The sequence below is a fragment of the Candidatus Ornithobacterium hominis genome (assembly GCF_951229915.1).
Taxonomy (GTDB): Bacteria; Bacteroidota; Bacteroidia; order Flavobacteriales; family Weeksellaceae; genus Ornithobacterium; species Ornithobacterium hominis.
Genome location: NZ_OX579588.1, coordinates 170,921 through 196,380 on the forward strand (window position 1 = coordinate 170,921; position 25,460 = coordinate 196,380).

The following is a 25,460-nucleotide window of genomic DNA, read 5'->3' on the forward strand; positions in this document are numbered from 1 at the left end:
TAAAGCCTTAAAAAATGATAGAGAAACATAACTTACAGATTTATAATTCCCACTCAGGGGAGAAAGAAAAATTTGAAACCCTTCATCCTAATTTTGTAGGTATGTACGTGTGTGGGCCAACGGTTTATTCAAACGTGCACTTAGGGAACATGAGAACTTTTCTCTCGTTTGATTTAGTTTTTCGTTACTTGAAACATTTGGGGTACAAAGTTCGTTATGTGAGAAACATTACCGATGTCGGGCATCTGGAAAGCGATGCTGATGAGGGAGAAGATAAAATTTCTAAAAAAGCAAGAATTGAACAGCTTGAGCCAATGGAAATCGTTCAAGAATACACTACCGATTTTCATGAAGTCAATGCACTTTTTAATATTCAGCCACCCAGCATAGAACCTACCGCAACTGGGCACTTGATTGAGCAAATAGAAATCATCAAAAGAATTATAGATAGAGGCTTGGCTTATGAAAGCAACGGCTCTATTTATTTTGATGTTATTAAATACAACCAAACCCATGATTATGGAGAGCTGAGCAAGAGAAATATAGAGGATTTAATAGCAAATACGCGTACGCTGGATGGGCAGGCAGAGAAAAAAAATTCACAAGATTTTGCCCTTTGGAAAAAAGCTTCACCAGAACACATTATGCGCTGGCCTTCGCCTTGGGGAGATGGTTTCCCTGGCTGGCATTTAGAGTGTACAGTGATGAGTACTAAATACTTAGGCGAAACTTTTGATATTCACGGTGGGGGAATGGATTTGAAGTTTCCACACCACGAGTGTGAAATCGCTCAGGCGAAAGGCGCTTATGGGAAAAACCCAGTACGTTATTGGATGCACACAAACATGCTGACAATGAATGGGCAGAAAATGTCTAAATCTACAGGCAATACGATTCTACCCCGAGAATTGATTTCTGGAGACAACAACTTTTTTGAAAAAGCTTTTGACCCGATGGTCATACGGTTTTTCATGCTTCAGGCGCATTACAGAAGTGTTTTAGATTTAAGTAACGAGGCAGTGCTCGCCTCAGAAAAAGGCTATCAGCGTTTAATGGCAACTTACACAAGAATGGCAGAAATGCCTGTAAGTGAAGAATCTACATTTGATTTGCAAGAATGGACTAAAGCTTGCTACGCAAAAATGGATGATGATTTTAATTCGCCGATGCTGATTGCAGAATTATTTGAAGCAGTGAAAATAATCAATCAAATCAATGAGGGATCCTTGAAAATCAATGAGCAGGATAAAGCGATTTTTAAAACAAAAATGAAAGAGTTCATTGAAGATGTTTTGGGATTAAAACCTATTTTGAACGAAGCAGGGAATCAAAAATTGACACAAGCCGTAGAACTTTTGATTGAATTAAGAGACCAAGCTCGAGCAAATAAGGATTTTATAACTTCTGACCAGATCAGAGATAAATTGAAACACGCTGGCATACAATTAAAAGACGGAAAAGATGGAACAATCTTTAGTTTATAAAAAATGAAAGAATTCAAGCAATTGATTGAAGAAGAGGATTTAAAACATAAAATTGAATTAGGCTATTCATTGGACGTCAGTAGTTTGCTCTCACAAATATTGGCTTATTATAAAAAAAATGTTCTTTTTAAAAGAGAAAATTAATTAAAAAAATAAAAAAAACGTATGGAAAATCAAAATACTCAATATCAAGAAAATCGACATGATAAGCAGACTGTAATCATTAAAGAGAGAAAAAGTATTGGTTTATCGTTATTATTAACAATTTTGTTTGGTCCGTTAGGCATGTTGTATACAACGGTATCAGGAGCAATTATTATGTTTGTCGTTTCACTTATTGTTGCAATAATCACTTTCGGATTCGGAGTTTTATTCATTTGTTGGCCAATCTGCATGATTTGGGGAGTTCTTGCGGCTAAAAATTATAATAGTAAAATAAATTATTGAAAGTATGCAACCAAAAGAAATAAAAAATTTAATCATAGGATTCGGAAAAGCAGGGAAAACATTAGCGGCTTTTTTGGCAAATAAAAATGAAGAAGTTATTCTCGTAGAAAAATCGCCAAAAATGTATGGTGGTACTTGCATCAATGTAGGCTGTATTCCGTCTAAATCACTCATTACCAAGGCGGGAAAAGAAATTCCACTTCCAAAAGCAGTGGAAATGACCAATGAGTTAACTTCTAAATTGAGAAAAGCCAATTATGATAAAGTGGAAGATTTATCTGATGCTAAAGTTATTACAGGAATAGCAAAATTCATTGATAATCAAACTGTTGAAGTCTCAACTGAGAGCGGGAAAGAACTTTATTTGCCTGAAAGAATATTCATTAACACAGGTGCAAAGCCAAGAAAATTAGAGATAAAAGGTGCAGATTTACCACAAATTTATGACAGCACCAGCATTATGCAACTCACCAAATTGCCACAAAAACTTTGCATCGTAGGAGGCGGATTTATCGGTTTAGAATTTGCTTCTATGTTTGCTGATTTCGGTAGTTCAGTTACAATTTTAGATGCTGGAGATGAATTTCTTCCCAGAGAAGATGCAGATATGAAAAAAGCCATTCAAGAGGTTTTAGACAAGAAAAATATAAGCATCAAAACTTCAGTGAAAACGCAAGAATTTATCACACAAAATGAGCAAGTTTTAGTTAAAACTGAAAACGAAGAAATCTTAGCAGATGCCGTTTTGGTAGCCATCGGCAGAGTTCCGAATACTGAAGAATTAGGATTGGAAAATACTGATATTCAATTAAATGAAAGAGGTTTCATTCAAGTTAACGATGAATTAAAAACTTCTGTTGAAAACATTTGGGCATTGGGCGATTGCAACGGTGGGCCGCAATTTACGTACATTTCTTTAGATGATTTTCGTTTGGTAAAAAATCAGCTTTTTGGAGGCGATTATACGAAGCGCTCTCAGCGTAAAGATTTTGCGACTTCAGTTTTCATCTCGCCAGCATATGCGCACATTGGTAAAAAAGAGAATGAGATTGAAAATAAAAATGAAGTTATTGTAAAATTAATGCCAGCTAACAGCATCCCCAAAGCTAAAATTTTGCAAGAAACCGACGGACTTTTGAAGGCAATTATAGATAAAAAAACGAATAAAATTTTGGGTTGTACGCTATTTTGTGCCGAAGCTCACGAACTCATCAACATTGTGAAAACAGCGGTGGACAATGATTTAAAAGCCGAAGTCTTGGCCAATCAGATTTACACGCACCCTACAATGGCAGAAGCTTTTAATGATTTGTTTGGATAAAGTTTAACGAATAGATAGACCTGAAAAGGCTTACAATTAATTACCCGTAACGCTATTTTAGGACTAGACACCAGACTTAAAAGAAAAGTCGTCTCAAAAAATGAAGACGACTTTTGTGATTTTTTTTAAGGCTTAAAAAAATTATAAAAGAGTTTTGACTTGTTTTGTTTTTGTATCTTTGTGAGTCATGATAGGAGGTTTATTTAAAAAAACAGAATCACGTAAGTTCAGATACATTCCTCGATTTTACGATACTAAATCACACGATTTGGTCAATCGTCGCATTGGCGATTCTCGTTTTGCAGAGCGCTATGTAGCTCGTCGCAAAGCTATGAATGATGCTACTGAAGAAGAATGGGAGAAATCAAAAATTGACTTACAATCATTCCGTGCCAAAAACAAACGTAGCGACCGTTCCATAAACAGAAATACCTTCATCATTTTTGCCATTCTTATGCTATTTGTTTTTATCATGTGGATGATTACAAATCCTAATTTTGGAGAATTCTTGGGCAATGAGTAATGTAATTCAACTATTGCCACCTCATGTTGCCAATCAAATTGCTGCAGGAGAGGTGGTGCAGCGGCCAGCCTCTGTGATAAAAGAATTGATAGAAAATGCCATAGATGCTGGTGCCACACAAATTCAGGTCATCATCAAAGAAGCGGGAAGAGAGCTGATTCAGGTCATTGATAATGGCAAAGGCATGGGCGAAACCGATGCGAGAATGTCATTTGAAAGACATGCTACCTCCAAAATTCATTCGACTGAAGATATTTTTAAAATTTTAACTAAAGGCTTCCGTGGAGAAGCCTTGGCTTCTATCGCTGCCATCGCTCAGGTGGAATTGAAAACCAAAATACCTGAGGATGAGCTGGGCACAGAAATTCACATACAAGGTGGGAAGATAAAATCTCAAGAACATTGTGTGACACCTACAGGGACAAGCATCGCCGTGAAGAATCTATTTTTCAATGTCCCGGCACGTCGTAATTTCCTAAAAAGTAACGCGGTAGAGTTTCGGCACATTATCGATGAATTTCATCATGTGGTTTTGGCGCATCCAGACTTGGAGTTTAAGCTAGAACATAATGATGAACAAATTTTTCACTTGCCATCAACCACTTCCGCCCAACGTATTTTACATGTTTTTGGTAAAAAAATGGAAGGCAAATTGATTCCAGTGAAAGAGGAAACAGATGTGGTGAAAATAGAGGGTTTCATTGCTAAACCAGAAATTGCCAAAAAAAGCAGAGGAGAGCAATTTTTTTTCATCAATCAGCGTTTCATCCGCAGCGGTTATTTGCATAAGGCAATTTTACAAGCCTTTGAAAATTTAATTCCTAAAAATTATCATCCTTCTTATTTTCTTTTCCTGAAGATTCCACCAGAGAAAATTGACATCAATATTCATCCAACTAAAACGGAAGTAAAATTTGAAGATGAATTTGCGATTTTCGCTCAGCTGCGTGCCGCCGTTAGGTTTGCAATTGGGCAGGCTCAACTTTCCCCTGCTTTAGATTTTGAGCAAGGCGAATGGGAGATTCCAATTCTAGATAAAGAAAAAGAAATTGCGACGCCCAATATTGATGTTAATAAAAATTATAATCCCTTTCTCGAAGAGAAAAATTGGAGTACTCCGCCGAGTTTTTCTTCTTCTAAATCTAAAAGTTTTGGCGATTCAAAAAAATATAATTTTTTAGAGTTTCAAAAAATTAATAACGAACAAAAAAGTTTTGACTACGAAGACGCCTCCGAAGCCTTTGAAAATCAAAAAATCTTTCAATGGCAAAAAAGTTACATTTGCGTACTTCATCAGGGGAAATTATTTATTCTAGATCAAAATCGAGTTCATCAAACAATTTTGTATCAAAAGCTCTCGGGACTGAAAAATAAAAACGCATTGAGTCAACAGCTGCTCTTCCCAGTAGAAATACTAGTGGACACCAAAGTAAAGAGTAAAATTGAAGAAACGGAAAGTCTTTGGTTTCGTTTTGGTTTTGATTTCACCTTTCAAGGCAAAACACTGCTAGTCAGCGCTATACCAGCAGATATATCTCAAGAACATGTTCCAGAGATTTTTGAAGCTTTTTTCTATGCTGAGAATATAGAAGAAAGCATTCAATTTGAAACAACTCTAGCAAAACTCATGGCAAAAGCTGCCGCAATACGCAAAGGCACAGAACTTAGCACAGAGGAAATGCTCAATTTATGTCATGATTTTTTTCAGCTGAAAGATTTTGTATATTCTCCTTTTGGTAAAAAAAATTTTCATTTGCTAGACGCCGAAATCATAAAAAAATTATTAGAATAAATGTTACAAAGAATTGCTCCTATTACAAAGAATTTACTGATTCTAAATGTTTTATTTTTTGCAGCAAAATATGTATTTGCAGCCACACAAACTGTTAATTTAGATATATTATTGGGTGCATTTTATCCGCTATCAGACAATTTTAAAAGCCATCAAGTATTGTCGCACATGTTTATGCATGGGGATTTCATGCATTTTTTCTTCAATATGTTTGCCCTTTATATGTTTGGCTCAAACGTAGAACAAATTTTGGGAGACAAAAAATATATAATTCTGTACTTTGGGGCAGGTTTAGGCGCCTTTTTATTATTCAATTTAACCAATTATATTTCAGCACAAAGTTTAATTGAACACCATGGTCTAAGTGCCTCACAAGTAAATGAAATTGCAACTTTAGAACCTTTTATGGTAGACCAAAGATATGAGGATTTAAGCATCATCTACAGCATTCCCATGATGGGAGCATCAGGAGCAATTTTTGGGGTTTTAGTTGCTTTTGGAATGCTTTTTCCCAATGCCGTTTTGATGTTAATTTTTCCGCCAATTCCGCTCAAGGCTAAATATTTTATTCCCATTTATATTGTCATTGAACTTTATTTTGCCGTTGCAAACAACCCTGGTGACAACGTCGCACACTATGCACATTTGGGTGGAGCCTTAATTGGTTTTATTTTAGTACGAATTTGGAAAAAGAATTTACATCAATGGAATTAATAGATAAATTAAAATACAAATACACCAGCGGAAATTTAGCAACGCGCCTGATTTTCATCAATATCGTCGTGTATATCTCAATCTCTATTTTACGTTTATTCAATCTATTAAATTTAGGTTGGCTAGCTTTGCCTCCGCTTGAGTACGACTTCGTCACAAGACCTTGGACTATCTTTACTTATTTCTTTTTGCATGTTGATTTTTTTCATTTATTCTTTAACATGCTCATGCTTTACTTTATGGGAATTTTTTTCTATCAAAATTTCACTGATAAAGACTTTGCTAAGTTTTACTTCTTGGGCGGTATCGCTGGAGGGATTTCATTCTTGATTTACAGTGTGTTAACAAATAAAATCAATAGCCTATTGGGTGCATCAGCAGCCATTTATTCCGTGTTTTTTGCCATGGCTGCTTATCAACCACATTTGCAGATTCGTTTATTATTCTTTCAAACCCGCTTTAAATTAATTCACGTAGCTTTAGGATTTTTAATTTTTGGATTTTTAATTCAACCCAGTAATGTTGGCGGGAATGTAGCACATCTAGGTGGAGCTCTTTTTGGCTATTTTTATATGAAAAAGTTTGAAAAAGGGAATGACATTTTTGATGGGATTTTTAAAGGCTTTACAAAATTTTTCCGACCCAAAAGTTCTTTAAAAACTCATTCTAAGAAGGCTAAGTCTACTTCACCTCCACGAAACGACTATGACTACAACGAGCAAAAGGTAAACAAACAACAGAAAATCGATGCGATTCTTGATAAAATTAGCCGAAGTGGCTACAGCAGCCTCACAGCAGAAGAAAAAGAATTTCTCTTTCAGCAAGGGAAATTAAATCGATAGAGATTTCAATTTAGCATTTTTTAACATTAACGAAGCTTGAACAAATTTCTCTCAGAAAAAATTTCATATTCAACAATTATTCTTAACTTTGTACCTCTTTGGTTCCGTGGCCGAGTGGCTAGGCAGAGGTCTGCAAAACCTTCTACAGCGGTTCGAATCCGCTCGGAACCTCAAAATTTTTAAAGCCTTAAAAAAAAATCAGACTTCGGGAAAAGTCTGATTTTTCATTTTAATTCCACTCTTTTTTAGTGCTCTCTCGGAGTTGAAATATGCTGCGGAGCAGATTTTAAATCTTTATCTAAATCATAAAGATTAGCATTATTTTCATCAGCTTCTGTAGCCAAGTTATACTTATCTATCAAATCATTGATTAAAGCTTCCTCCTCAATTTGCTCTTCTACAAACCATTGCGCAAAATTAAAAGTAGCCCAATCCTTTTCTTCCAAAGCTAAATCAACTATTTTATCAATCGCTTTCGAGTTTTGTATTTCGTGCTCCAAAGCTTTTTCTAGGCAATCTTTTAAATTTTTAGGATTTGCTGGTGGTGCAGGAATTGCCTCTATTTTAGTTTTCCCACCTCGGGTATTGATATAGCTGATAATCTTTTTCATGTGGTCGCGTTCTTCGGTTGCATGTTTATAGAAAAACTCAGCCACACCCCCGAAACTCATCGTATCTGCCCAAGAGCCATACGCTAAAAAAACTTGTGCAGCTTCTGCTTCTTTCGTTACTTGCTTATTTAGCAAATTCTCCATCTCGTCAGAAATTCTTTTATAACTCATAAAAATTTATTTTTTTAATAAAAAAATGATTACAATTTTTAAACCATAATTTAGCATCTGCCTGTATTTTAACAAAACATATGATTTTTTTTCTGTTTAAAATTCAAACAAAACTTAATTTATCTATAAATTTTTAAAGCTTTAAAAAAAATCAAGACAAAAAGGAATAAAAAATACTATTTTTGTAAAAGCATGCGCTGGGAAGTTACAAATGAAAATCAATTACGTGAAATTGCTCAAATTTTGCACAAGCAGCTTAGATTTCCTGTGATCTTATTTCAGGGCGAAATGGGCGCTGGTAAAACGACATTTATCAAATATTTGGTGGAAGCTATGGGGGGGCAAGAGCTTGTCAACAGCCCGACTTTTTCTTTGGTCAATGAATACGAAACTGATCATGGGCGTGTTTTTCATTTTGATTTTTACCGAATTGAGAGCGAAGAGGAAGCCTTTGATATGGGAGCAGAAGAATATTTCTATTCTGGCAATTTTTGCTTCATTGAATGGCCTGAGAGAGTTAAAAATCTTTTGCCAAAAGAGTATCATTGTGTCAGTATTGCGACAGAAAATACCAAACGTATCATAAACTTAGAAAGATGAGCAAACCTATTTTCACCCCTTTCAATAAAGAAGATTTACTACCGCAAGAGGAAGTTTTAGAAGTAGCATTGCGCGATGGGAAGTTCAGTATCGGCCTACCACGCGAGACTCATCATCAGGAAAATAGAATTTGCCTTACTCCTGATGCGGTAGAAGTTTTGGTGCGGCATGGGCATCAAATTACCGTGGAGAGTTGCGCTGGCAAAGGAGTGCATTACACTGATAATCAATACTCTGAAGCTGGAGCTAAAATAACCTATGATGCGAAAGAGGTTTTTCAGCAACATATCGTCTTGAAAGTTTTACCCCCCACCATTAAAGAAATTGACTTCTTAAAGCCCGAAACAATTTTGATTTCTTCTGTGCTGCCCAATACGCTAGAAAAAGATTATTTTGAGCATTTAGCCAAGAAGAAAATCACCGCTCTTGGCATGGAATACTACGAAGATGCTCATGGCAATCTTGCCATTAAACGTTTAGAAGCAGAAATTTCTGGAACCTCTTCTCTCCTTATAGCCAGTGAATTACTCTCAACCAGCAATGGCGGAAACGGTATTTTACTTGGTGGTGTGACTGGTGTTCGCCCAGCGGAAGTTGTCATTTTAGGCGCAGGAACAGTTGGCGAATATGCTGCTAAGGCAGGTTTGGGGTTAGGTGCTTCTGTTCGAGTTTTTGACGGAAGTTTAACACGACTCCGAACACTACAAGATCATTTAAACTTTCGTGTTTCTACCAGCACTTTAGATCCCAAAGAAATCACTAAAGCATTGATGCGCTGTGATGTAGCCATTGGAGCCATTTGGGGAGATTGCCGAGCACTGAGCATTGTGACTGAGGATATGGTGAAAAAAATGAAGCCAGGGGCAGTCATCATTGATGTGTGTATAGATAGCGGAGGCTGTTTTGAGACCAGCGAAGTGACAACCCATGAAAACCCAGTCGTGGTGAAGCATGAGGTCATTCATTACGGCGTTGCCAATATCCCGTCACGTTTTGCAAGGACAGCAAGTAAAGCCCTGAGTAACTTTTTCCTTTCTTACTTGATTCAAGTGGCTAAAGAAGGCGGTTTTGAAAATTTAATTCACCATGACAAAGGCTTGAGAAAAGGAATTTACTTATTTAAAGGTCGCCATACCAATAAAGAATTGGCAGATTGGTTTGACTTAAATTTCACCGATTTAAATTTACTGATGCTATGAGGCAAGTTGATCGGTACAAATTTTTTGGTATTGGTAGCTTAGCTGGAATTTTTCTTGTGATTCTATTCTTTGGGCAGCGAAGTAGTTGCACGCAATACATCAATAACTACCTGCCCAACGGAAGAGTTTTATCTGAAATCCGTTTTCGTGAAAAAACTTATTCTCCAGCAGCAAAGAAAAGCATGAAAGATTTAAACATTGATACTGCTTTTATTCACCAAAAAGTTTTTAGAAACGGGCAGATTAATTTTTCTGTTAGTCAGCCTCGCCAAGAACCTTGCGGTTTTTTTGTAATTCACTACAAAGATTCACTAATACCGCTTCGCCTCGAAGTTGAGAAGTGCCAAGATGATGTCAAAATTCAAAAAATTGAACAGGAATAATTTTGTAATTGCTAGTTAGAGTAATATTATTATGAACATGTCGTGATTTATAAAAAAAATCCTTCAGATATCAAATTTTATTAACTATCGTTTAAATACAATATTGAACGAGTTAGGGCTAATTACAAATTTTCAAATAAGTTAAGAATAACTTCAGGGATACAAATGTTTTTACTAACTATTTTTGATTATTAAACCTTTAAAAAAAACCGTTGAAAATCAAATGATTAACAACGGTTTTAGTACCCGAGGCCGGAATCGAACCGGCACGATATTGCTATCACTGGATTTTGAATCCAGCGCGTCTACCAGTTCCGCCACTCGGGCAAAACAGGGCTACAAATATACAATATTTTTTCTAATTTCAAAATCAAATCTTGGAATAATTTTTGCGAATTTAGCAGTAAACAAGATGATTATGAGTTTACAGAATAAGAAAGTAGCTATATTAACTGATGAAGGTTTCGAAGAGTCTGAATTATTTGAGCCATTACACAGGCTTCAGCAGGAAGGAGCCGAGGTTCATATTGTTTCCACAAAATCAGGAGAAATTCAAGGAATGAAAGAGCACCAATGGTCTAAAAAAATAAAAGTAGATCAAGTCATTGATGCTGTGAAAGCTAGTGATTATGATGCGTTAGTGTTGCCTGGGGGTGTTATCAATCCTGATATTTTGAGAAACAGTGAAAAATCTGTACAATTTGTAAAGGATTTTGCTGATAACAAAAAACCTATTGCAGCGATTTGCCACGGTCCGCAAACGCTCATCAATGCTGGGGCTGTGGAGGGGAAGAAACTAACTTCGTTCCCTTCTATTAAAGTGGATTTACAAAATGCTGGTGCTCACTGGGTTGATGAAGAGGTTGTCGTAGACAATGGCTTAGTTACAAGCAGAACTCCAAAGGATTTACCTGCTTTTTTGGATAAAATGGTTGAAGAAATCGCCGAGGGAAAGCATTAATCAAACTAAATAATTTGATTTAATCATTCAATTTGAGTACGGCCATAAATGCGCTTTGAGGAACTTCTACACGTCCGACTTGGCGCATTCTCTTTTTCCCTTTTTTCTGTTTTTCTAGAAGTTTACGTTTTCGTGAGATGTCTCCTCCGTAGCATTTAGCTGTGACGTCTTTTCGTAAAGCTTTGATGGTTTCTCGTGCAATTATTTTTGCCCCAACTGCTGCCTGAATAGGTATGTCAAACATCTGTCTTGGTATCAATTCTTTCAGCTTCACACACATTTTTTTGCCAATATCATAGGCATTATCTCTATGCACTAAAGCTGACAGCGCATCCACTGGTTCAGCGTTGATTAAGACATCCAAACGCACCAAGTGAGATTCTCGCATACCAATCGGTGAATAGTCAAAAGAGGCATAACCTTTGGAAATCGTCTTCAAACGATCGTAAAAATCAAAAACAACTTCTGCCAAAGGCATATCAAAGATTAATTCCACGCGGTCGGTCGTCAAGTAAGTTTGATTCACAATTTCACCTCGTTTCTCGATACACAGCGTCATTACCGCCCCCACAAAGTCTGCTTTGGTAATGATACTGGCTTTGATGTAAGGTTCTTCCACACGGTCTAAACCTGATGGGTCAGGCAAATCTGATGGGTTGTTAACCAATATCGGAACATTTGGTTCTTTAGTCGTGTAGGCGTGATAAGAGACGTTAGGCACTGTAGTTATCACCGTCATATCAAATTCACGTTCCAGTCTTTCTTGAATAATTTCTAGATGAAGCATCCCCAAGAAACCACAGCGGAAACCAAAGCCCAAAGCCGCAGAGCTTTCTTTCTGAAAAGTCAAAGAAGCATCGTTGAGTTGTAATTTTTCTAAACTATAGGTTAATTCCTCATAATCTTCAGTATCTACAGGGTAAATTCCCGCAAATACCATCGGTTTCACTTCCTCAAATCCACCAATTGGTTTATCGGCTGGGTTTTCTACTGAAGTTATCGTATCACCCACCTTCACATCCACCGCAGTTTTAATCCCAGAAATGATGTAGCCCACATCTCCTGTTTTGATGACTTCTTTGGGAACTTGCGTTAGCTTCAATGTTCCAATTTCATCGGCCTCATACTTCTTCCCCGTTTGCATAAATTTCACTGCTTGCCCCGAATGGATTTGACCATTTACAACTTTAAAGAAAGCTTCTACACCACGAAACGGATTGTAAACGGAGTCAAAAATCAAGGCTTGCAAGGGCGCATCAGGATCGCCTTCAGGAGCTGGGATTTTTTCGATGATTGCAGATAAAATATCCTCTACGCCAAGTCCTGTTTTACCACTTGCTCGGATGATGTCTTCTTTCTCGCAACCCAATAAATCGATGATATCATCTGAAACCTCCTCGGGATTTGCGCTGGGTAAGTCAATTTTATTTAAAATCGGAATAATTTCTAAATCATGCTCCAAAGCCAGATAAAGATTTGAAATCGTCTGTGCTTGAATGCTTTGTGCGGCATCGACTATCAACAGAGCACCTTCACAAGCTGCAATCGAACGTGAAACTTCGTAAGAAAAATCCACGTGCCCGGGCGTATCAATTAAATTTAGTGTATAGGTTTCGCCTTTGTATTCATAATTCATTTGAATTGCATGCGATTTGATGGTAATTCCACGTTCGCGTTCTAAATCCATATCGTCGAGCAATTGCTCTTTCATTTCACGATCGGTAACTGATTGGGTATGAGACAGAAGCCTATCTGCCAAGGTGCTTTTGCCGTGGTCTATATGGGCGATGATACAAAAGTTGCGAATGTTCTTCATAATTATTCCTAGAGGGCAAAAATAGGAAATATTCGTAATATTATTTTTTTTAAGGCTTAAAAAATTTTTGAGAAAAAACTTAAATATCTTTGTCTTATGATTATTGTAACTGCACATTTATTTCACAAAAAATTTGCTGCCATGGCGATTTTTCCTTTTATTTTTATTGGGAAAAAGACTTATAAGTTCAACCAACGCCTTATCAACCATGAGAAAATCCATCTGCGCCAGCAGGTAGAAATGGGCGTTTTGCCTTTTTACCTTTGGTACGGCATAGAGTTCATAATTCACTGGGCAAGAATAGGTGATGCGGATGCTGCTTATCATCAAATTTCGTTTGAAAAGGAGGCTTACGGTAATGAGCTAGATTTGAATTACCTGAGAGGGAGAAGTTTTTGGCACTTTTTAAAGTATCTTTAAAACATTAATCGGTACAAATCACCCACTGTTCCCAATAACTCTACTCGTATCTGAAAATCTCCTGGATTAATTTTGTTATATTTGGAAATAAAAATAACATCATAGCCTAGTTTTTCTGCTTCTAAAACCCTTTGTTCCACCCGATTGACTGGGCGAATTTCTCCGCTCAATCCCACCTCTGCTGCAAAGCAGCAATTATCTGGCAATGCTTGATTTTCATACGAAGACAAAATGGCACAAATTACAGCTAAATCTATAGCAGGATCATCCACGCGTATTCCTCCTGTAATATTCAAGAAGACATCTTTGGCACCCAATTGAAATCCAGCTCTTTTTTCTAAAACAGCCAAAAGCATATTGAGACGCTTAATATCAAATCCCGTGGTAGAACGCTGTGGCGTACCATAAACCGCCGTACTGACCAAGGCTTGAATTTCTATCAGCATGGGGCGGATGCCCTCCATCGTAGCAGCTATGGCATTGCCGCTCAGTGTGTGATCTTTGGCACTAATGAGCACTTCTGAGGGGTTGCTAACTTCCCTCAAACCATTGCCTTGCATTTCGAAAATTCCTAATTCCGCTGTAGAGCCAAAGCGGTTCTTCTGTGCTCGCAAAAGGCGATATAAATGATTTCTTTCGCCTTCAAACTGCAAAACGACATCTACCATATGTTCCAAAACTTTAGGTCCAGCAATTGATCCCTCTTTAGTAATGTGACCGACTAAAACTACTGGCACATTGGTTTCTTTCGCAAAATGAATTAGTTCTGATGTGCTTTCCCGAATCTGCGAAACGCTTCCTGGAGATGATTCTACCAGTTGACTTTGAAGAGTTTGTACTGAATCAATGATAAGTAAATGTGGCTGAATTTCTTTTGCTTTTTTGAATATTTTATGAGTCTGAGTTTCCGTCAACACAAAGCAAGAATCGGTTTCAATGCCCAAGCGTTCCGCCCGTAATTTAATTTGCGAAGCACTTTCTTCTCCTGATACGTACAAAACCTTTAAATCATTGAATTGCAACGCCACTTGTAGCAGCAGTGTGGATTTTCCGATGCCAGGCTCTCCGCCTAATAAAATAACAGAACCCAACACTAATCCTCCGCCCAATACTCGGTTTAATTCTTGATTTTGAGTAATAATTCTAGTCTCTTGCCCAGCAGGAATATCTTGAATGTTAAATAAAACTGGATTTTTATCATTTTGACTTCGCCAAGGTTTATCGGGTTCGTTTTTAGAAACAACTTCTTCTGCTATAGTATTCCATTCGCCACAGTTGCTGCATTTGCCCATCCACTTCGGGAATTGAGCCCCACAATTTTGACAATAGTATTGTGTTTTAGATTTTGCCATTTCACGAAAGTAGAGAGATTTTTTTTAAGGCTTAATTTTTTTGTTTTTTTTTAAGGCTTAAAAAAAATTACTGAAAAGCCTGATGAATTAATTTAAAATCTAATAAAACCATGGCGCTCAACGCTTCTACAATCGGTACCGCTCGAGGAACCACACACGGGTCGTGCCGCCCTTTGCCTTGCATTTCTACTTTTTCTCCTTTCTGATTTATCGTCAGTTGAGTCTGCATCAAAGTAGCAACAGGCTTAAAGGCGACTCGAAAGTAAATATCCATTCCATTAGAAATTCCACCTTGCACACCACCTGAAAGGTTCGTTTGAGTTGTTCCGTCAGGATTAAATAAATCATTGTGCTCACTTCCACGCATTTTGCTCCCGCAGAATCCACTACCGTATTCAAATCCCTTTACCGCATTGATGCTAAGCATCGCCTGCCCCAAGCGTGCGTGGAGTTTATCAAAAACTGGCTCACCCCAGCCCACAGGAACATTTTTTATCACACAAGTTACCGTTCCGCCAACGGTATCACCTTCTTTTCTCACTTGCTTAATGTAGTCGATCATTTGCTGTGCGGTATTTTCATCAGGGCAACGTACTATATTTTCTTCCGTTTTCATCAAATCCAGTGCCTGATAAGGCTTCTCCAAAAAAATTTCGCCTACGGAAGAAACATAGGCTTGAATAGAAATCTGTGGCAACATTTGCTTTGCTACTGCTCCACCCACGACCCAATTGGCGGTTTCTCGAGCAGAGGAACGTCCGCCTCCACGGTAGTCTCTGATGCCATACTTTTTGTAATACGTGAAGTCGGCGTGGGAGGGGCGAAAGGCATCTACATTATGACTATAGTCTTGACTTTTTTGATTTTGATTTCTGATAATAAATCCGATGGGAGTTCCCGTTGTTTTCCCTTCAAAAATTCCACTGAGAAACTCTACTTCATCAGCTTCTTTACGCTGTGTTACAATCGAAGATTGCCCAGGTTTTCGCCGCGACAATTCATACTGAATTTTTTCTAAATCTAGCAATTGATTTGCTGGGCAACCAGTAATGATGCCACCTAACGCAGCTCCGTGACTTTCGCCAAAAGTAGTGAGCTGATACAATTTCCCGAAAGGATGAAACATGGTTTAAATAATTTCTTATTCGCAAAAATAGTTAGAACATCACAACTTTTATTAACTTTAGAAAAATTTTAAACCTAATGAAAACATTTATCGTTTTTCTATTTGCTGTGCTTTCATCTTTTTCTTTCGCTCAAGAGGTTGAAGATTTTGCTTATGTACGTGTGCCTGCAAAGTTTTCGGCTCTTGAGGCTAATCAATATCAAGCAAATCATTACGTTCAGTATTTGCTGAGGCAAAAAAACTTCAAAATCATTTCTGAGAATAAACAAATTGAAGAGCTGCTTAACGCTCCCTGCGAAATAATTTTTGTAGACCTCAAAGATGAAAGTTCTTGGTTTAAAACCAAAATCAAAATTGAATTTAGAGATTGTAGAGACCAACTCGTCAGTTCTTTTGATGGGAAAACCAAAATCAAAGATCTAAGAAAAGGTTACCTAGATGCAATAAAAAATGCCTTGGGGGAGGTGGGCAATTACAACGGAAAAGCTTACTCTGCCATCCAAAAAAAAGATTCAAACTTGGCTCAAAAAGTCATCAAAGCTGAAAAGTTGATTCCTGCGCAGAAAATTCAGCCAAATAGTAAAGAAAAAAGAGTAAATTCCTCTGCAAAACAAGAAGCGGCAGCGGGTGATATCACCATTTATTCCGACGGATTTAGAGATTATCGATTGGAAGAAAAAGATGAAATTTTTCTACTGAAAGATATGGTAAATCAAAGTCTTTTTGCTCGGTTGTTCCCTACCCAAAATTCAGAAATATACCAAGTGAAGTTTTATGATGGCTCGAGTGCCGTAGCTTATTTTTTTGACGGCAAAATCATGTTTGAAAAGTTCAATAACGCAGGTGAAAAGCAAGTTTTAGAATTGAATAAAAAATAAATTTTTTTAAGCCTTAGAAAATTTTCAAAAAAGTACTTTTCTTAGAAAATATTATTTTCTTTAAACTTAAAAAAAGATTTCGTTGACTTTTATCACCATTTATTGCCATTCAAATTTAGAATTTAAAATTCAAAACAATCCTTCTTGTTTCGTGTTTAACGCTTTTTGGAGTCTAAAATTTATTAAGCCTTAGAAAATTCCGTGCAAAATTGTATAACTTTGTGATATGGATGCTTACCTAAATCCAAATGAAGATTTCTTCCCAGAAGAAGAATTGAATCAAGAAGAGAAATTCAGGCCCCAAAGTTTTGGTGATTTTGCTGGGCAAGCTCATATTTTAGATAATTTGGAGGTTTTTGTGAAGGCCGCAAAAATGCGTGGAGAATCGCTAGACCACGTGCTTTTGCATGGGCCGCCAGGCTTGGGTAAAACGACTTTGGCGCATATCATTGCCAATGAGCTGGGCGTGGGAATCAAAGTAACATCTGGCCCAGTGTTAGATAAGCCAGGAGATTTGGCGGGTTTGCTAACTAATTTAGAGCCCAATGATGTTCTTTTTATCGATGAAATCCATCGGATGTCTTCCATTATCGAAGAATATTTGTACTCTGCAATGGAAGATTATAAAATTGATATTCTTATAGAATCGGGTCCCAATGCACGTTCGGTAGAAATCAACCTCAATCCGTTTACACTCATTGGTGCAACGACTCGCTCTGGCTTGTTGACTGCTCCTTTGCGTGCTAGATTTGGCATCAATTGCCGTTTTGAATATTATAATGTGGAACTTCTCAGCACTATTTTAGAGCGTAGTGCCCGAATTTTAGGGACACCTTTGCATGAAGAGGCCTCCATCGAAATTGCAGGCAGAAGCCGCGGAACACCGAGAATTGCAAATGCTTTGCTCCGCAGAACGAGAGATTTTGCTCAAATTAAAGGAAATGGGCAGATTGATAAAAAAATGGCTGAATACAGCCTACAAGCTTTGAAAGTAGATAAAAATGGGTTGGATGAGATGGACAACAAAATTCTTACGACGATGATAGAGAAATTCAAGGGCGGCCCAGTGGGGTTAACTACCATTGCAACTGCTGTGGCAGAAAATCCAGGGACAATAGAAGAAGTCTATGAGCCATTTCTGATTCAGGAAGGCTACTTGATGCGCACACCGCGTGGCAGAGAAGTTACTGACAAAGCTTATCAACATTTGGGGTTGGCAAAAAGTGCAAATCAACAAAATCTTCTTTTCGAATGAACATTCAACAACGGACGACTTTCGTTAAAAAAAGAGCTAAAGAATTAGGATTCCTGAATTGTGGCATTTCAAAAGCAGAATTCTTGGAAGAAGAGGCGCCACGCTTTGAGGCTTGGCTAAAAAAAGGATTCCACGGTGAGTTGGGCTATATGGAAAATCATTTTGATAAAAGATTAGACCCAACTAAATTGGTGCCAGGAGCGAAATCAGTCATTTCTTTTTCATTCAATTATTATACTGAAAATCAACAACCTGAGGATTCATATAAAATCTCTAAATATGCCTACGGGAAAGATTATCATTTTGTGGTAAAAGATAAACTTTTCCAGCTCTTTAATGAATTGCAAGATGAAATCGGTGAAATCAATGGTCGGGTTTTTGTAGATTCTGCCCCCGTTCTAGACCGCGCCTGGGCAAAACGTAGCGGGCTGGGCTGGGTGGGGAAAAATAGTAACATTTTAGCCAAAGGAACGGGTAGTTTCTTTTTCTTAGCAGAAATCATTTCTGATGTTGAATTTGAGTATGATTCTCCTTTCAAGACTGACCACTGCGGTAGCTGTACCGCCTGTATCGACGCCTGCCCAACCCAAGCTATTGAAGCTCCTAGGATGGTGAACGCTTCCAAATGCATCTCCTACGCCACGATTGAACTAAAGAATGAGATTCCAGCACATTTCCAAGACCGAATGGAGGATTGGATGTTTGGTTGCGATATTTGCCAAGATGTTTGCCCATGGAATCGATTTTCTAAACCTCACCAAGAGAGAGAGTTTGAACCTCATCCCGCAATTCAATCTTTTAAAAAGAAAGAATGGGAAGAATTAAGCCAAGAAATGTTTAATGAAATTTTTAGAAAATCCGCAGTGAAACGCACCAAATATACTGGGCTGATGCGAAATATGAAATTTATTAAGCCTTAAAAAAATTACATCTCAAAACTTTAACAGGCTTTTAAAAGTTTACAACAACTTATTTTCTTCCAAAAAATCTAAAATCTTCAGCGTCGCTCCCAAATTTTGATTAAAAACTTCTTTACTTCGCCTTTTGAAATCATCGGGATTTTGAGCTTGAATGAATTGAAAGGTTTCTTCAAACTCCTGCTCATTTTCTATCGGGAAAACCACTTGATTTTCAATCAAAAGTTGAACTTCATTAAATTTCTCATGGCGAGGGCCAATCACTGTCGGAAGCCCAAAAACAGCTGGCTCTAGCGTATTGTGTACTCCCGATTTATTGAAGCCCCCTCCCACATACGCCGTGTCTGCATAGGCATAGATTTGGCTTAAAAAGCCGACGGCATCTACCACCAAAATTTCAGTTTCGGGATTGATATTTTTTGAATAAAAACTGACTTTTTCACCAAAAATTTCTTTGAAATGAGAAATGTTTTGTTGGTTGATTTCATGGGGAACGATGACCGCTTTCCAATCGGTGGGGAGCTTTCTGTTGAGGAAATTCAAGAAAACTTCTTCGTCGCTGTGCCACGTGCTGCCCAAAACCAAAATTTTTTTTAAGCCTTTAAATTTTTCTAACCATTGAATTTCAATCTTTTGACTTGCGATTTGCTGTACTCTGTCAAAACGCGTATCTCCTACAACGCTAAAATCAGAAAAGCCGTAGGATTCTAAAATTTGTGCTGATTTATCGTGCTGAACGAAAAAGTGTGTGATGTGATTTTTTAAAGCCTTAAAAAAATAATTGGCGAAAATTTGATTTTTATACTGATTTTCACGAAAAATTGCACTGATGACTACAACGGGTATTTCCCTGATTTTTAGTGCTTTTAATAAGTTTAACCAATAATCATACTTGACTAAAATTAAAATTTTGGGATTAAAGTTTTCTAATAAATCTGCGACGTTAGCGCGTGTATCGAGAGGTAAGTAGAAGACAATATCTGCCTTAGGATAATTTTTCCGAAGCTCAAATCCACTGGGCGAAAAAAATGAAAGTGCTATTTTGCGCTTCGGGTATTTTTTTTTGATGGCTTCCAAGACTGGTCGCCCTTGCTCAAACTCACCTACAGAGCTGCAATGCATCCAAATGAATTCTTCTTTTTCTAAAGCCTTTATAATTTTTTTTTGTTTTTTTCTCCCTTGCCATCCTTTTTTTGCCTTTTCAGTAAAAAAAGAACTTAGCCAGTAACCGAAACAAAAAAGCTGTATAAAAATTTGATAAAGAAAATTCATGCTTCAAAAGTAGATAAATTAAAACAAATCTCATTTCTATACTTGTAGATTAATATTTAACTTTACGACCAAGATGAAATTTTAGTATGGAAAAAATACAAATGGTGGATTTGGTCAGTCAGTACCAAAAAATTAAATCTGAAATTGATAAAAAAGTGATTGAAGTGATGGAGTCTTCAGCTTACATCAATGGCCCTGAGGTGAAGGCCTTTGAAAAAGAATTGGCTGATTATCTAGAGGTAAAACACGTTATTGCTTGTGCCAACGGGACGGATGCTCTACAAGTGGCTCTGATGTCCCTAGGGCTGGAACCTGACGATGAGGTCATTACCTCCAATTTCACTTTTGCAGCTACGGCTGAGGTGATTGATTTACTGAAATTGAAATCAGTCTTAGTGGATGTAGATCCCGAGACATTTAATATTAACCCTAAAGAGTTAGAAAAAGCTATTTCACCGAAAACAAAGGCTATTATCCCTGTTCATTTATTTGGTCAATGTGCTAATATGGAAGCTATTTTAGAGATTGCAAAAAAACATGATTTAGCTGTGATAGAAGATACCGCCCAAGCCATGGGCTCTGATTTCACGTTTAGCAATGGCGAAACTAAAAAAGCAGGAACGATGGGCCATTTGGGTTGTACTTCTTTCTTCCCTTCCAAAAATTTGGGCTGCTTTGGTGATGGAGGTGCTATCTTTACTAATAATGATGATTTGGCTTACCGTATTCGCGGGATTGCCAATCATGGAATGTACGAACGCTATTATCACGATGAAATTGGAGTAAATTCTCGTTTAGATAGTATGCAGGCAGCTATTCTACGCGTGAAGTTACCTTACTTAGAGCAATATAATAAGGCGAGAAGATGGGCAGCCAACGAATATGATAAAAGATTTGAGGGGAATCCCAATATTTCGATTCCCAAAAGAAGCGAAAATTCTACGCATGTTTTCCATCAATATACTTTAAAAATCAAAAATGCTGATAGAAACCTGCTACAAAAATACTTGACTGAAAAGGAAATTCCAGCAATGATTTACTATCCTGTGCCTTTGCATCAGCAGAAAGCTTATAATCGTGGAGCTTATGCCGATGAGCAGTTTCCTATAACAATGGATTTGGTAGAGCAAGTAATCTCGCTACCAATGCACAGCGAGTTGAGTATTAGCCAAATCGAAAAAATAAGTACAAACGTTTTAAACTTTTTCAATGAATAAAAAAATATTAGTTACAGGCGGGCTAGGCTACATCGGTTCTCACACGGTGGTGGAACTACAAAATAATGGTTTTGAGGTTGTAGTCATTGATGATTTATCTAATTCTGAGGAATTTGTCCATGAAAAAATTGAACAAATCACCAATAAAAAATTAGAATATCACCTCATCGATTTAAAAGATCAAGAAGCTGTAGATGAGTTTTTTAGTCATCAAGATATCGCTGGAGTCATTCATTTTGCTGCACACAAAGCCGTGGGCGAAAGTGTAGAAAAACCACTGATGTATTACAGAAATAACATCGTAGGTTTGCTAAATCTGCTAGAAGCAGCACGCGATCAAAATATTGGAAACTTCATATTCAGCTCTTCTTGCACAGTTTACGGGCAAGCAGATGAACTACCCATTGATGAGAATGCTCCGCTAAAAAAAGCAGAAAGCCCATACGGGAAAACAAAGCAAATGGGTGAGGAAATTTTAGAAGACTTCAGTGAGACTTATAAAAAAAATGTTATAGCTCTCAGATACTTCAACCCCATTGGAGCGCACCCCACAGCATTGATTGGTGAACTACCCAAAGGAATTCCCAATAACTTGATACCTTTTGTAACGCAGACTGCCGCTGGCATACGAGAGCAACTCTCCGTTTTCGGAGATGATTACCCCACTCGCGACGGAACAGCTATTCGCGACTATATTTATGTGATGGATTTAGCAAAAGCTCACGTGATGGCTCTTCAACGTCTTTTGGATGGGAAAAATAAGAAAAACTATGAAATCTTCAACTTGGGAACTGGCACAGGTTCCACGGTTTTAGAAGTCATTCAAGCTTTTGAAAAAGCCAATAAAGTCAAACTAAAATATAAAATTACTGAGCGCCGTGCAGGAGATATCACCGCTGCCTATGCTGATAATACTAAAGCTGAAAAGGAATTAGGCTGGAAGCCAGAAACAAATCTAGAAGAGTCTTTGCGGACCGCTTGGGAATGGCAAAAAACTTTGAAATAAATTCTTAATTTTTTTTAAGGCTTAAAAAATTTTTCAACAAAATACTGCTCGTATCTCAAAACAATTGAGATGTTTGCAGTATTATTTTTCTAAGGCTTAAAAAATTTTAACATAGATTTTTTTTCAGAAACATCCAAAATCACATCGTTTCCTAAAATCAATGCACGATTGTCGCCGATATGTCCGCTCGGGAACTGAAACGCCACAGGAATATTCAAATCTTTTACAAAACTGTGAATGATTTGGTTTGAAGCCTCATCAAACGCTTGCTCATAGTTTTGGTTTTCACCCTTGATGTCCATTTTGGTGAAACTTCCCACAACCAAACCTCGGATGCGTGAAAGCAAACCGCTCCTTTTTATCGCCATCAACATTCTATCCAAATGATACCAGTTTTCTTGCCAATCTTCTATGAATAGGATTAAATTTTCACCTTGAATAAAGGAATCACTGCCTAACAAACTGTATATGATAGAAAGATTTCCACCAACTAATTTCCCCCGTGCTTTTCCTTTGATGTTCAGCCAATAAGGGGCGATTTCATGATTTAAAGTTTCGCCCCTCAGAACATTTAGCAAACTTGTATAAGTTTCATCTGAATAAGTGGCATTCAATTGCTTTGCCGTAACCGCATGTAGCGTTGGAATGCCTAAGTTATTCAAATGATTGTGAAAAACCGTAATGTCTGAATAACCTATCAGCCATTTAGGATTTTTTTGAAGGCTTGAAAAATCTAAATCATCTATGATTTGCACCGAACCGTAGCCACCACGGGCAAACCAAATGGCGTCTATATTTTCATCATCCAGATAAGTTTGAAGCTGATTTTTACGATGTTCGGTATTCCCAGCATAATGGTAACCAAAATCATGTGCCTTAAAAATTTCTTTTGAATACACAGCATTCCAGCCGTTTTGTTCAACCCAATAGATGGCAAAATCTAAATCTTGCAAAAAAATTCTCCCCGCAGGAGCGGCTATAGCAATGCTGGAATTAGATTTTAATTTTCTCATTGTGATGTGTATAACTTTTCTTTCATTTTAATTAAGCACTAAAATCTTTTTTTATAACCCCTAAGTTCACTAGGCTCAAAAAATTCTTTAAATTTACATCAAAAAAAAATAATGTCTCATCATTTACTTTTAGTTTTACATTTAATCGGTGCTTGCATTTGGGTGGGCGGACATTTAGTTTTAAGCGTAGGGATTTTGCCTGAAGTTTATAAGAAAAAAGACATTTCAATCTTACTTAATTTCGAGAAAAAATATGAGAAAATCGGTATGCCAGCACTGCTGATAATGCTAATTACTGGCGTTTGGATGGCATATCAATTTGGCGTTCCTGTGCAGGATTGGTTTCAATTTAAAAACCCGATGGAAACCGCTATTTCTATCAAAATTATTTTACTGCTCGCCACATTAGCATTTGCATTAAGTGCACAAATTCGTGTAATTCCTCATCTTTCTTATCAAAATTTAAACCTAATGACTTTTCACATCATCAGTGTTACGATTCTTAGCTTATTGTTTTTAATCACAGGAACTTATCTCCGCTATGGAGGAGTTAATTTCTAATTTATTTAAGGCTTAAAAAATTTCGTTGAAAAATAAAAGACAATCACATCTTTTATTTAAAAAGATTTTATTACCTTTGTCGTGAAATTTTATGTAAAGATGTTTTCTAAAAGTAGTGAATATTCTATTAAAGCTTTGATTTTCATTGCGCAAAAAACTTGGGATGGGCAAAGAGTCTCGATAAAAGAGGTGGCAAAAGGCATCGATTCCCCTGAATATTTTATTGGGAAAATCTTACAAGTTTTGAGTAAAAAAGGTTTCGTACGCTCGGCAAAAGGACCCAACGGCGGATTTTATATGGATGAGAAAACCCTTTGCACGCCTCTTGCAGAAATTGTAAAAGAATTTGAGGGAGATAAAATTTTCACGGGTTGCGCACTGGGATTGGATGAGTGCTCTGAGACTCGCCCTTGCCCGCTACACAATGAGTTTAAAAAAATTAGAAATGATTTATCTATTTTGTTAAACAATACTAAAATTGAGACGTATATTAATGATTTGAATTCAAATCTGACTTTCTTGAAAAGATAAACGCTAAAATTTTTTTTAAATAAAAAAAGATAAAAAAGTATTTTATTATGGATATTAAAAATGAATTAATTGGCAACATCGTTGCAAAAGACTTTAGAACTGCTGCAATTTTCAAAAAAAATCAAATTGATTTTTGCTGCCGCGGTGGTAGAACGATAGAAGATGCTTGTGCTGATAAAAATATTAATCCTCAGGCGATTTATGATGAGATTGAAAATTTAAATATCAAGCAAGATAACACGATAGATTTCAATGCTTTCCCATTAGATTTATTGGCTGATTATGTAGAGAAAACTCACCACCGCTACGTGGAAGAGAAAACGCCTGTTTTGTTAACTTTCTTAGATAAAATCCGTAAAGTTCACGGAGAGCACCACCCAGAATTGTTTGAAGTTTATGAGCTATTTGAGGCTTCATCACGTGATTTAGCCGCACATTTGAAAAAAGAAGAACTAATTCTTTTCCCTTTCATTAGAAAAATGATAAAAGCTAAAATCTCTGGCGAAAAGCTAGAGCAACCTCATTTCGGTACGGTAGAGAATCCTGTGAATATGATGAAAGAAGAGCACACCGTGGAGGGTGACCGTATGAGAAAAATTGCTGAATTGACCAATGAGTTTCAACCTCCAGCAGATGCGTGCAACACCTATCAAGTAGCTTTTGCCATGTTGCAAGATTTTGAAAATGATTTGCATAAGCATATTCATTTAGAGAATAATATTTTATTCCCCAAATCATTGCAACTAGAAGAGAGTTTTAAAATTTAATTCTAACTTTTGAAAACTAATAAAACTAAAGAAAGGATTGAGTTGAGAAATTCAATCCTTTTTTTTCTTAGCGTTCAATTAAAATTTCAATATTTTTCTAAGCCTCAATTTTTTTTGAATAACCCGCAGTAATTTAGCCTGGTGAAGCTAAGATTTGTTTGCTTATAATCAATTAAGTAGTTCAATAAATTTGCGCATTCAAGAAACTTAAACAATTTGAAAATAAAACCCCTTTAATAATGCTCTTCGGTCTAAAATGTCTGAAATTTACAAGGCTTGGA

The 25,460-nt window shown here is 37.0% G+C and carries 27 protein-coding genes and 2 tRNA genes; 22 read left to right on the forward strand and 7 right to left on the reverse strand.

What is annotated here, in order from left to right:
• Positions 1–14 precede the first annotated feature (14 nt).
• The 9 genes from cysS (at position 15) to QOX03_RS00825 (ending at position 7,294) form a co-directional block, all read left to right on the forward strand.
• On the forward strand, positions 15–1,484 hold the full coding sequence (cysS, locus tag QOX03_RS00785) for a cysteine--tRNA ligase (RefSeq protein WP_283671103.1): 1,470 nt from the start codon (positions 15–17) through the stop codon (positions 1,482–1,484).
• 3 nt (positions 1,485–1,487) lie between these two features.
• Positions 1,488–1,628 (forward strand): hypothetical protein, encoded by a 141-nt coding sequence (locus tag QOX03_RS00790; RefSeq protein WP_283671104.1) that lies wholly within the window; start codon positions 1,488–1,490, stop codon positions 1,626–1,628.
• Positions 1,629–1,649: 21 nt separating this feature from the next.
• Positions 1,650–1,931, forward strand: a complete 282-nt coding sequence (locus QOX03_RS00795; RefSeq protein WP_283671105.1) for a hypothetical protein — start codon at positions 1,650–1,652, stop codon at positions 1,929–1,931.
• Between the two features lie 4 nt (positions 1,932–1,935).
• Positions 1,936–3,252, forward strand: a complete 1,317-nt coding sequence (locus tag QOX03_RS00800) for an FAD-dependent oxidoreductase (protein ID WP_283671106.1) — start codon at positions 1,936–1,938, stop codon at positions 3,250–3,252.
• A gap of 187 nt (positions 3,253–3,439) precedes the next feature.
• Positions 3,440–3,775, forward strand: a complete 336-nt coding sequence (locus tag QOX03_RS00805; protein WP_283671107.1) for a hypothetical protein — start codon at positions 3,440–3,442, stop codon at positions 3,773–3,775.
• On the forward strand, positions 3,768–5,567 hold the full coding sequence (gene mutL, locus QOX03_RS00810) for a DNA mismatch repair endonuclease MutL (protein WP_283671108.1): 1,800 nt from the start codon (positions 3,768–3,770) through the stop codon (positions 5,565–5,567). The genes QOX03_RS00805 and mutL overlap by 8 nt, the downstream gene beginning before the upstream one ends.
• The gene (locus tag QOX03_RS00815; RefSeq protein ID WP_283671109.1) at positions 5,568–6,281 is read left to right on the forward strand and encodes a rhomboid family intramembrane serine protease; all 714 of its coding nucleotides are present in this window, start codon (positions 5,568–5,570) and stop codon (positions 6,279–6,281) included.
• On the forward strand, positions 6,272–7,123 hold the full coding sequence (locus QOX03_RS00820; RefSeq protein WP_283671110.1) for a rhomboid family intramembrane serine protease: 852 nt from the start codon (positions 6,272–6,274) through the stop codon (positions 7,121–7,123). The genes QOX03_RS00815 and QOX03_RS00820 overlap by 10 nt, the downstream gene beginning before the upstream one ends.
• Before the next feature lie 100 nt (positions 7,124–7,223).
• Positions 7,224–7,294, forward strand: a tRNA-Cys gene (locus QOX03_RS00825).
• Positions 7,295–7,368: 74 nt separating this feature from the next.
• On the opposite strand, the gene QOX03_RS00830 is transcribed toward QOX03_RS00825, so the two are convergent.
• Positions 7,369–7,905 (reverse strand): ferritin, encoded by a 537-nt coding sequence (locus QOX03_RS00830; protein ID WP_283671111.1) that lies wholly within the window; start codon positions 7,903–7,905, stop codon positions 7,369–7,371.
• Positions 7,906–8,097: 192 nt separating this feature from the next.
• Between QOX03_RS00830 and tsaE the strand changes: the two genes are divergently transcribed.
• From tsaE to QOX03_RS00845, 3 genes are read left to right on the forward strand one after another with little or no spacing between them, the layout of a single operon-like run.
• A complete protein-coding gene (gene tsaE, locus QOX03_RS00835) occupies positions 8,098–8,505 on the forward strand; it encodes a tRNA (adenosine(37)-N6)-threonylcarbamoyltransferase complex ATPase subunit type 1 TsaE (protein ID WP_283671112.1) in 408 nt (135 codons plus the stop codon).
• Positions 8,502–9,704, forward strand: coding sequence for an alanine dehydrogenase (locus QOX03_RS00840; protein WP_119058781.1), 1,203 nt, complete (start codon positions 8,502–8,504; stop codon positions 9,702–9,704). Before tsaE ends, QOX03_RS00840 begins: the two co-directional genes overlap by 4 nt.
• Positions 9,701–10,087 carry a hypothetical protein gene (locus tag QOX03_RS00845; RefSeq protein ID WP_283671113.1) on the forward strand — a complete coding sequence of 129 codons (387 nt, stop codon included), beginning with the start codon at positions 9,701–9,703 and terminating at the stop codon, positions 10,085–10,087. The genes QOX03_RS00840 and QOX03_RS00845 overlap by 4 nt, the downstream gene beginning before the upstream one ends.
• Before the next feature lie 243 nt (positions 10,088–10,330).
• Here the strand turns inward: QOX03_RS00845 and QOX03_RS00850 are convergent.
• Positions 10,331–10,414: transfer RNA gene (locus QOX03_RS00850), tRNA-Leu, on the reverse strand.
• Between the two features lie 91 nt (positions 10,415–10,505).
• Here QOX03_RS00850 and QOX03_RS00855 point away from each other — a divergent pair.
• Positions 10,506–11,048 carry a type 1 glutamine amidotransferase domain-containing protein gene (locus tag QOX03_RS00855; protein ID WP_283671114.1) on the forward strand — a complete coding sequence of 181 codons (543 nt, stop codon included), beginning with the start codon at positions 10,506–10,508 and terminating at the stop codon, positions 11,046–11,048.
• A gap of 19 nt (positions 11,049–11,067) precedes the next feature.
• Here QOX03_RS00855 and lepA read toward each other — a convergent pair whose 3' ends face one another.
• Positions 11,068–12,864: a translation elongation factor 4 gene (gene lepA / locus QOX03_RS00860; protein WP_283671115.1), complete on the reverse strand. Its 1,797-nt coding sequence runs from the start codon at positions 12,862–12,864 to the stop codon at positions 11,068–11,070.
• A gap of 141 nt (positions 12,865–13,005) precedes the next feature.
• On the opposite strand from lepA, the gene QOX03_RS00865 reads away from it, so the two are divergent.
• Positions 13,006–13,284, forward strand: a complete 279-nt coding sequence (locus tag QOX03_RS00865) for a hypothetical protein (protein WP_353616900.1) — start codon at positions 13,006–13,008, stop codon at positions 13,282–13,284.
• Here the strand turns inward: QOX03_RS00865 and radA are convergent.
• The gene (gene radA, locus QOX03_RS00870) at positions 13,281–14,636 is read right to left on the reverse strand and encodes a DNA repair protein RadA (RefSeq protein WP_119057145.1); all 1,356 of its coding nucleotides are present in this window, start codon (positions 14,634–14,636) and stop codon (positions 13,281–13,283) included. The genes QOX03_RS00865 and radA overlap by 4 nt on opposite strands.
• Positions 14,637–14,703: 67 nt before the next feature.
• Positions 14,704–15,762, reverse strand: coding sequence for a chorismate synthase (aroC, locus tag QOX03_RS00875; RefSeq protein ID WP_283671117.1), 1,059 nt, complete (start codon positions 15,760–15,762; stop codon positions 14,704–14,706).
• A 77-nt stretch (positions 15,763–15,839) separates the two neighbouring features.
• Here aroC and QOX03_RS00880 point away from each other — a divergent pair, with 77 nt between their 5' ends.
• From QOX03_RS00880 to queG, 3 genes are all read left to right on the forward strand, one after another.
• A complete protein-coding gene (locus QOX03_RS00880; protein WP_283671118.1) occupies positions 15,840–16,640 on the forward strand; it encodes a hypothetical protein in 801 nt (266 codons plus the stop codon).
• 226 nt (positions 16,641–16,866) lie between these two features.
• On the forward strand, positions 16,867–17,895 hold the full coding sequence (gene ruvB, locus QOX03_RS00885) for a Holliday junction branch migration DNA helicase RuvB (protein WP_283671119.1): 1,029 nt from the start codon (positions 16,867–16,869) through the stop codon (positions 17,893–17,895).
• Positions 17,892–18,815: a tRNA epoxyqueuosine(34) reductase QueG gene (gene queG, locus QOX03_RS00890; RefSeq protein WP_283671120.1), complete on the forward strand. Its 924-nt coding sequence runs from the start codon at positions 17,892–17,894 to the stop codon at positions 18,813–18,815. Before ruvB ends, queG begins: the two co-directional genes overlap by 4 nt.
• Positions 18,816–18,854: 39 nt before the next feature.
• Here queG and QOX03_RS00895 read toward each other — a convergent pair whose 3' ends face one another.
• Positions 18,855–20,084, reverse strand: a complete 1,230-nt coding sequence (locus QOX03_RS00895) for a 3-deoxy-D-manno-octulosonic acid transferase (RefSeq protein WP_283671121.1) — start codon at positions 20,082–20,084, stop codon at positions 18,855–18,857.
• An 86-nt stretch (positions 20,085–20,170) separates the two neighbouring features.
• Here QOX03_RS00895 and QOX03_RS00900 point away from each other — a divergent pair, with 86 nt between their 5' ends.
• Positions 20,171–21,301, forward strand: coding sequence for a DegT/DnrJ/EryC1/StrS family aminotransferase (locus tag QOX03_RS00900; protein ID WP_283671122.1), 1,131 nt, complete (start codon positions 20,171–20,173; stop codon positions 21,299–21,301).
• A complete protein-coding gene (gene galE, locus QOX03_RS00905; protein ID WP_283671123.1) occupies positions 21,294–22,307 on the forward strand; it encodes a UDP-glucose 4-epimerase GalE in 1,014 nt (337 codons plus the stop codon). Before QOX03_RS00900 ends, galE begins: the two co-directional genes overlap by 8 nt.
• An 89-nt stretch (positions 22,308–22,396) precedes the next feature.
• Here the strand turns inward: galE and QOX03_RS00910 are convergent, their stop codons facing one another.
• Complete coding sequence (locus QOX03_RS00910) at positions 22,397–23,320, reverse strand: S66 peptidase family protein (RefSeq protein WP_283671124.1); 924 nt, start codon at positions 23,318–23,320, stop codon at positions 22,397–22,399.
• 111 nt (positions 23,321–23,431) lie between these two features.
• On the opposite strand from QOX03_RS00910, the gene QOX03_RS00915 reads away from it, so the two are divergent.
• The 3 genes from QOX03_RS00915 (at position 23,432) to ric (ending at position 25,179) form a co-directional block, all read left to right on the forward strand.
• Positions 23,432–23,881, forward strand: a complete 450-nt coding sequence (locus QOX03_RS00915; RefSeq protein WP_185124677.1) for a CopD family protein — start codon at positions 23,432–23,434, stop codon at positions 23,879–23,881.
• A gap of 99 nt (positions 23,882–23,980) precedes the next feature.
• Entirely contained in the window at positions 23,981–24,412 is a 432-nt protein-coding gene (locus QOX03_RS00920) for an RrF2 family transcriptional regulator (RefSeq protein ID WP_119057134.1), read from the forward strand.
• A gap of 47 nt (positions 24,413–24,459) precedes the next feature.
• Entirely contained in the window at positions 24,460–25,179 is a 720-nt protein-coding gene (ric, locus tag QOX03_RS00925; protein ID WP_283671125.1) for an iron-sulfur cluster repair di-iron protein, read from the forward strand.
• Positions 25,180–25,460 lie beyond the last annotated feature (281 nt).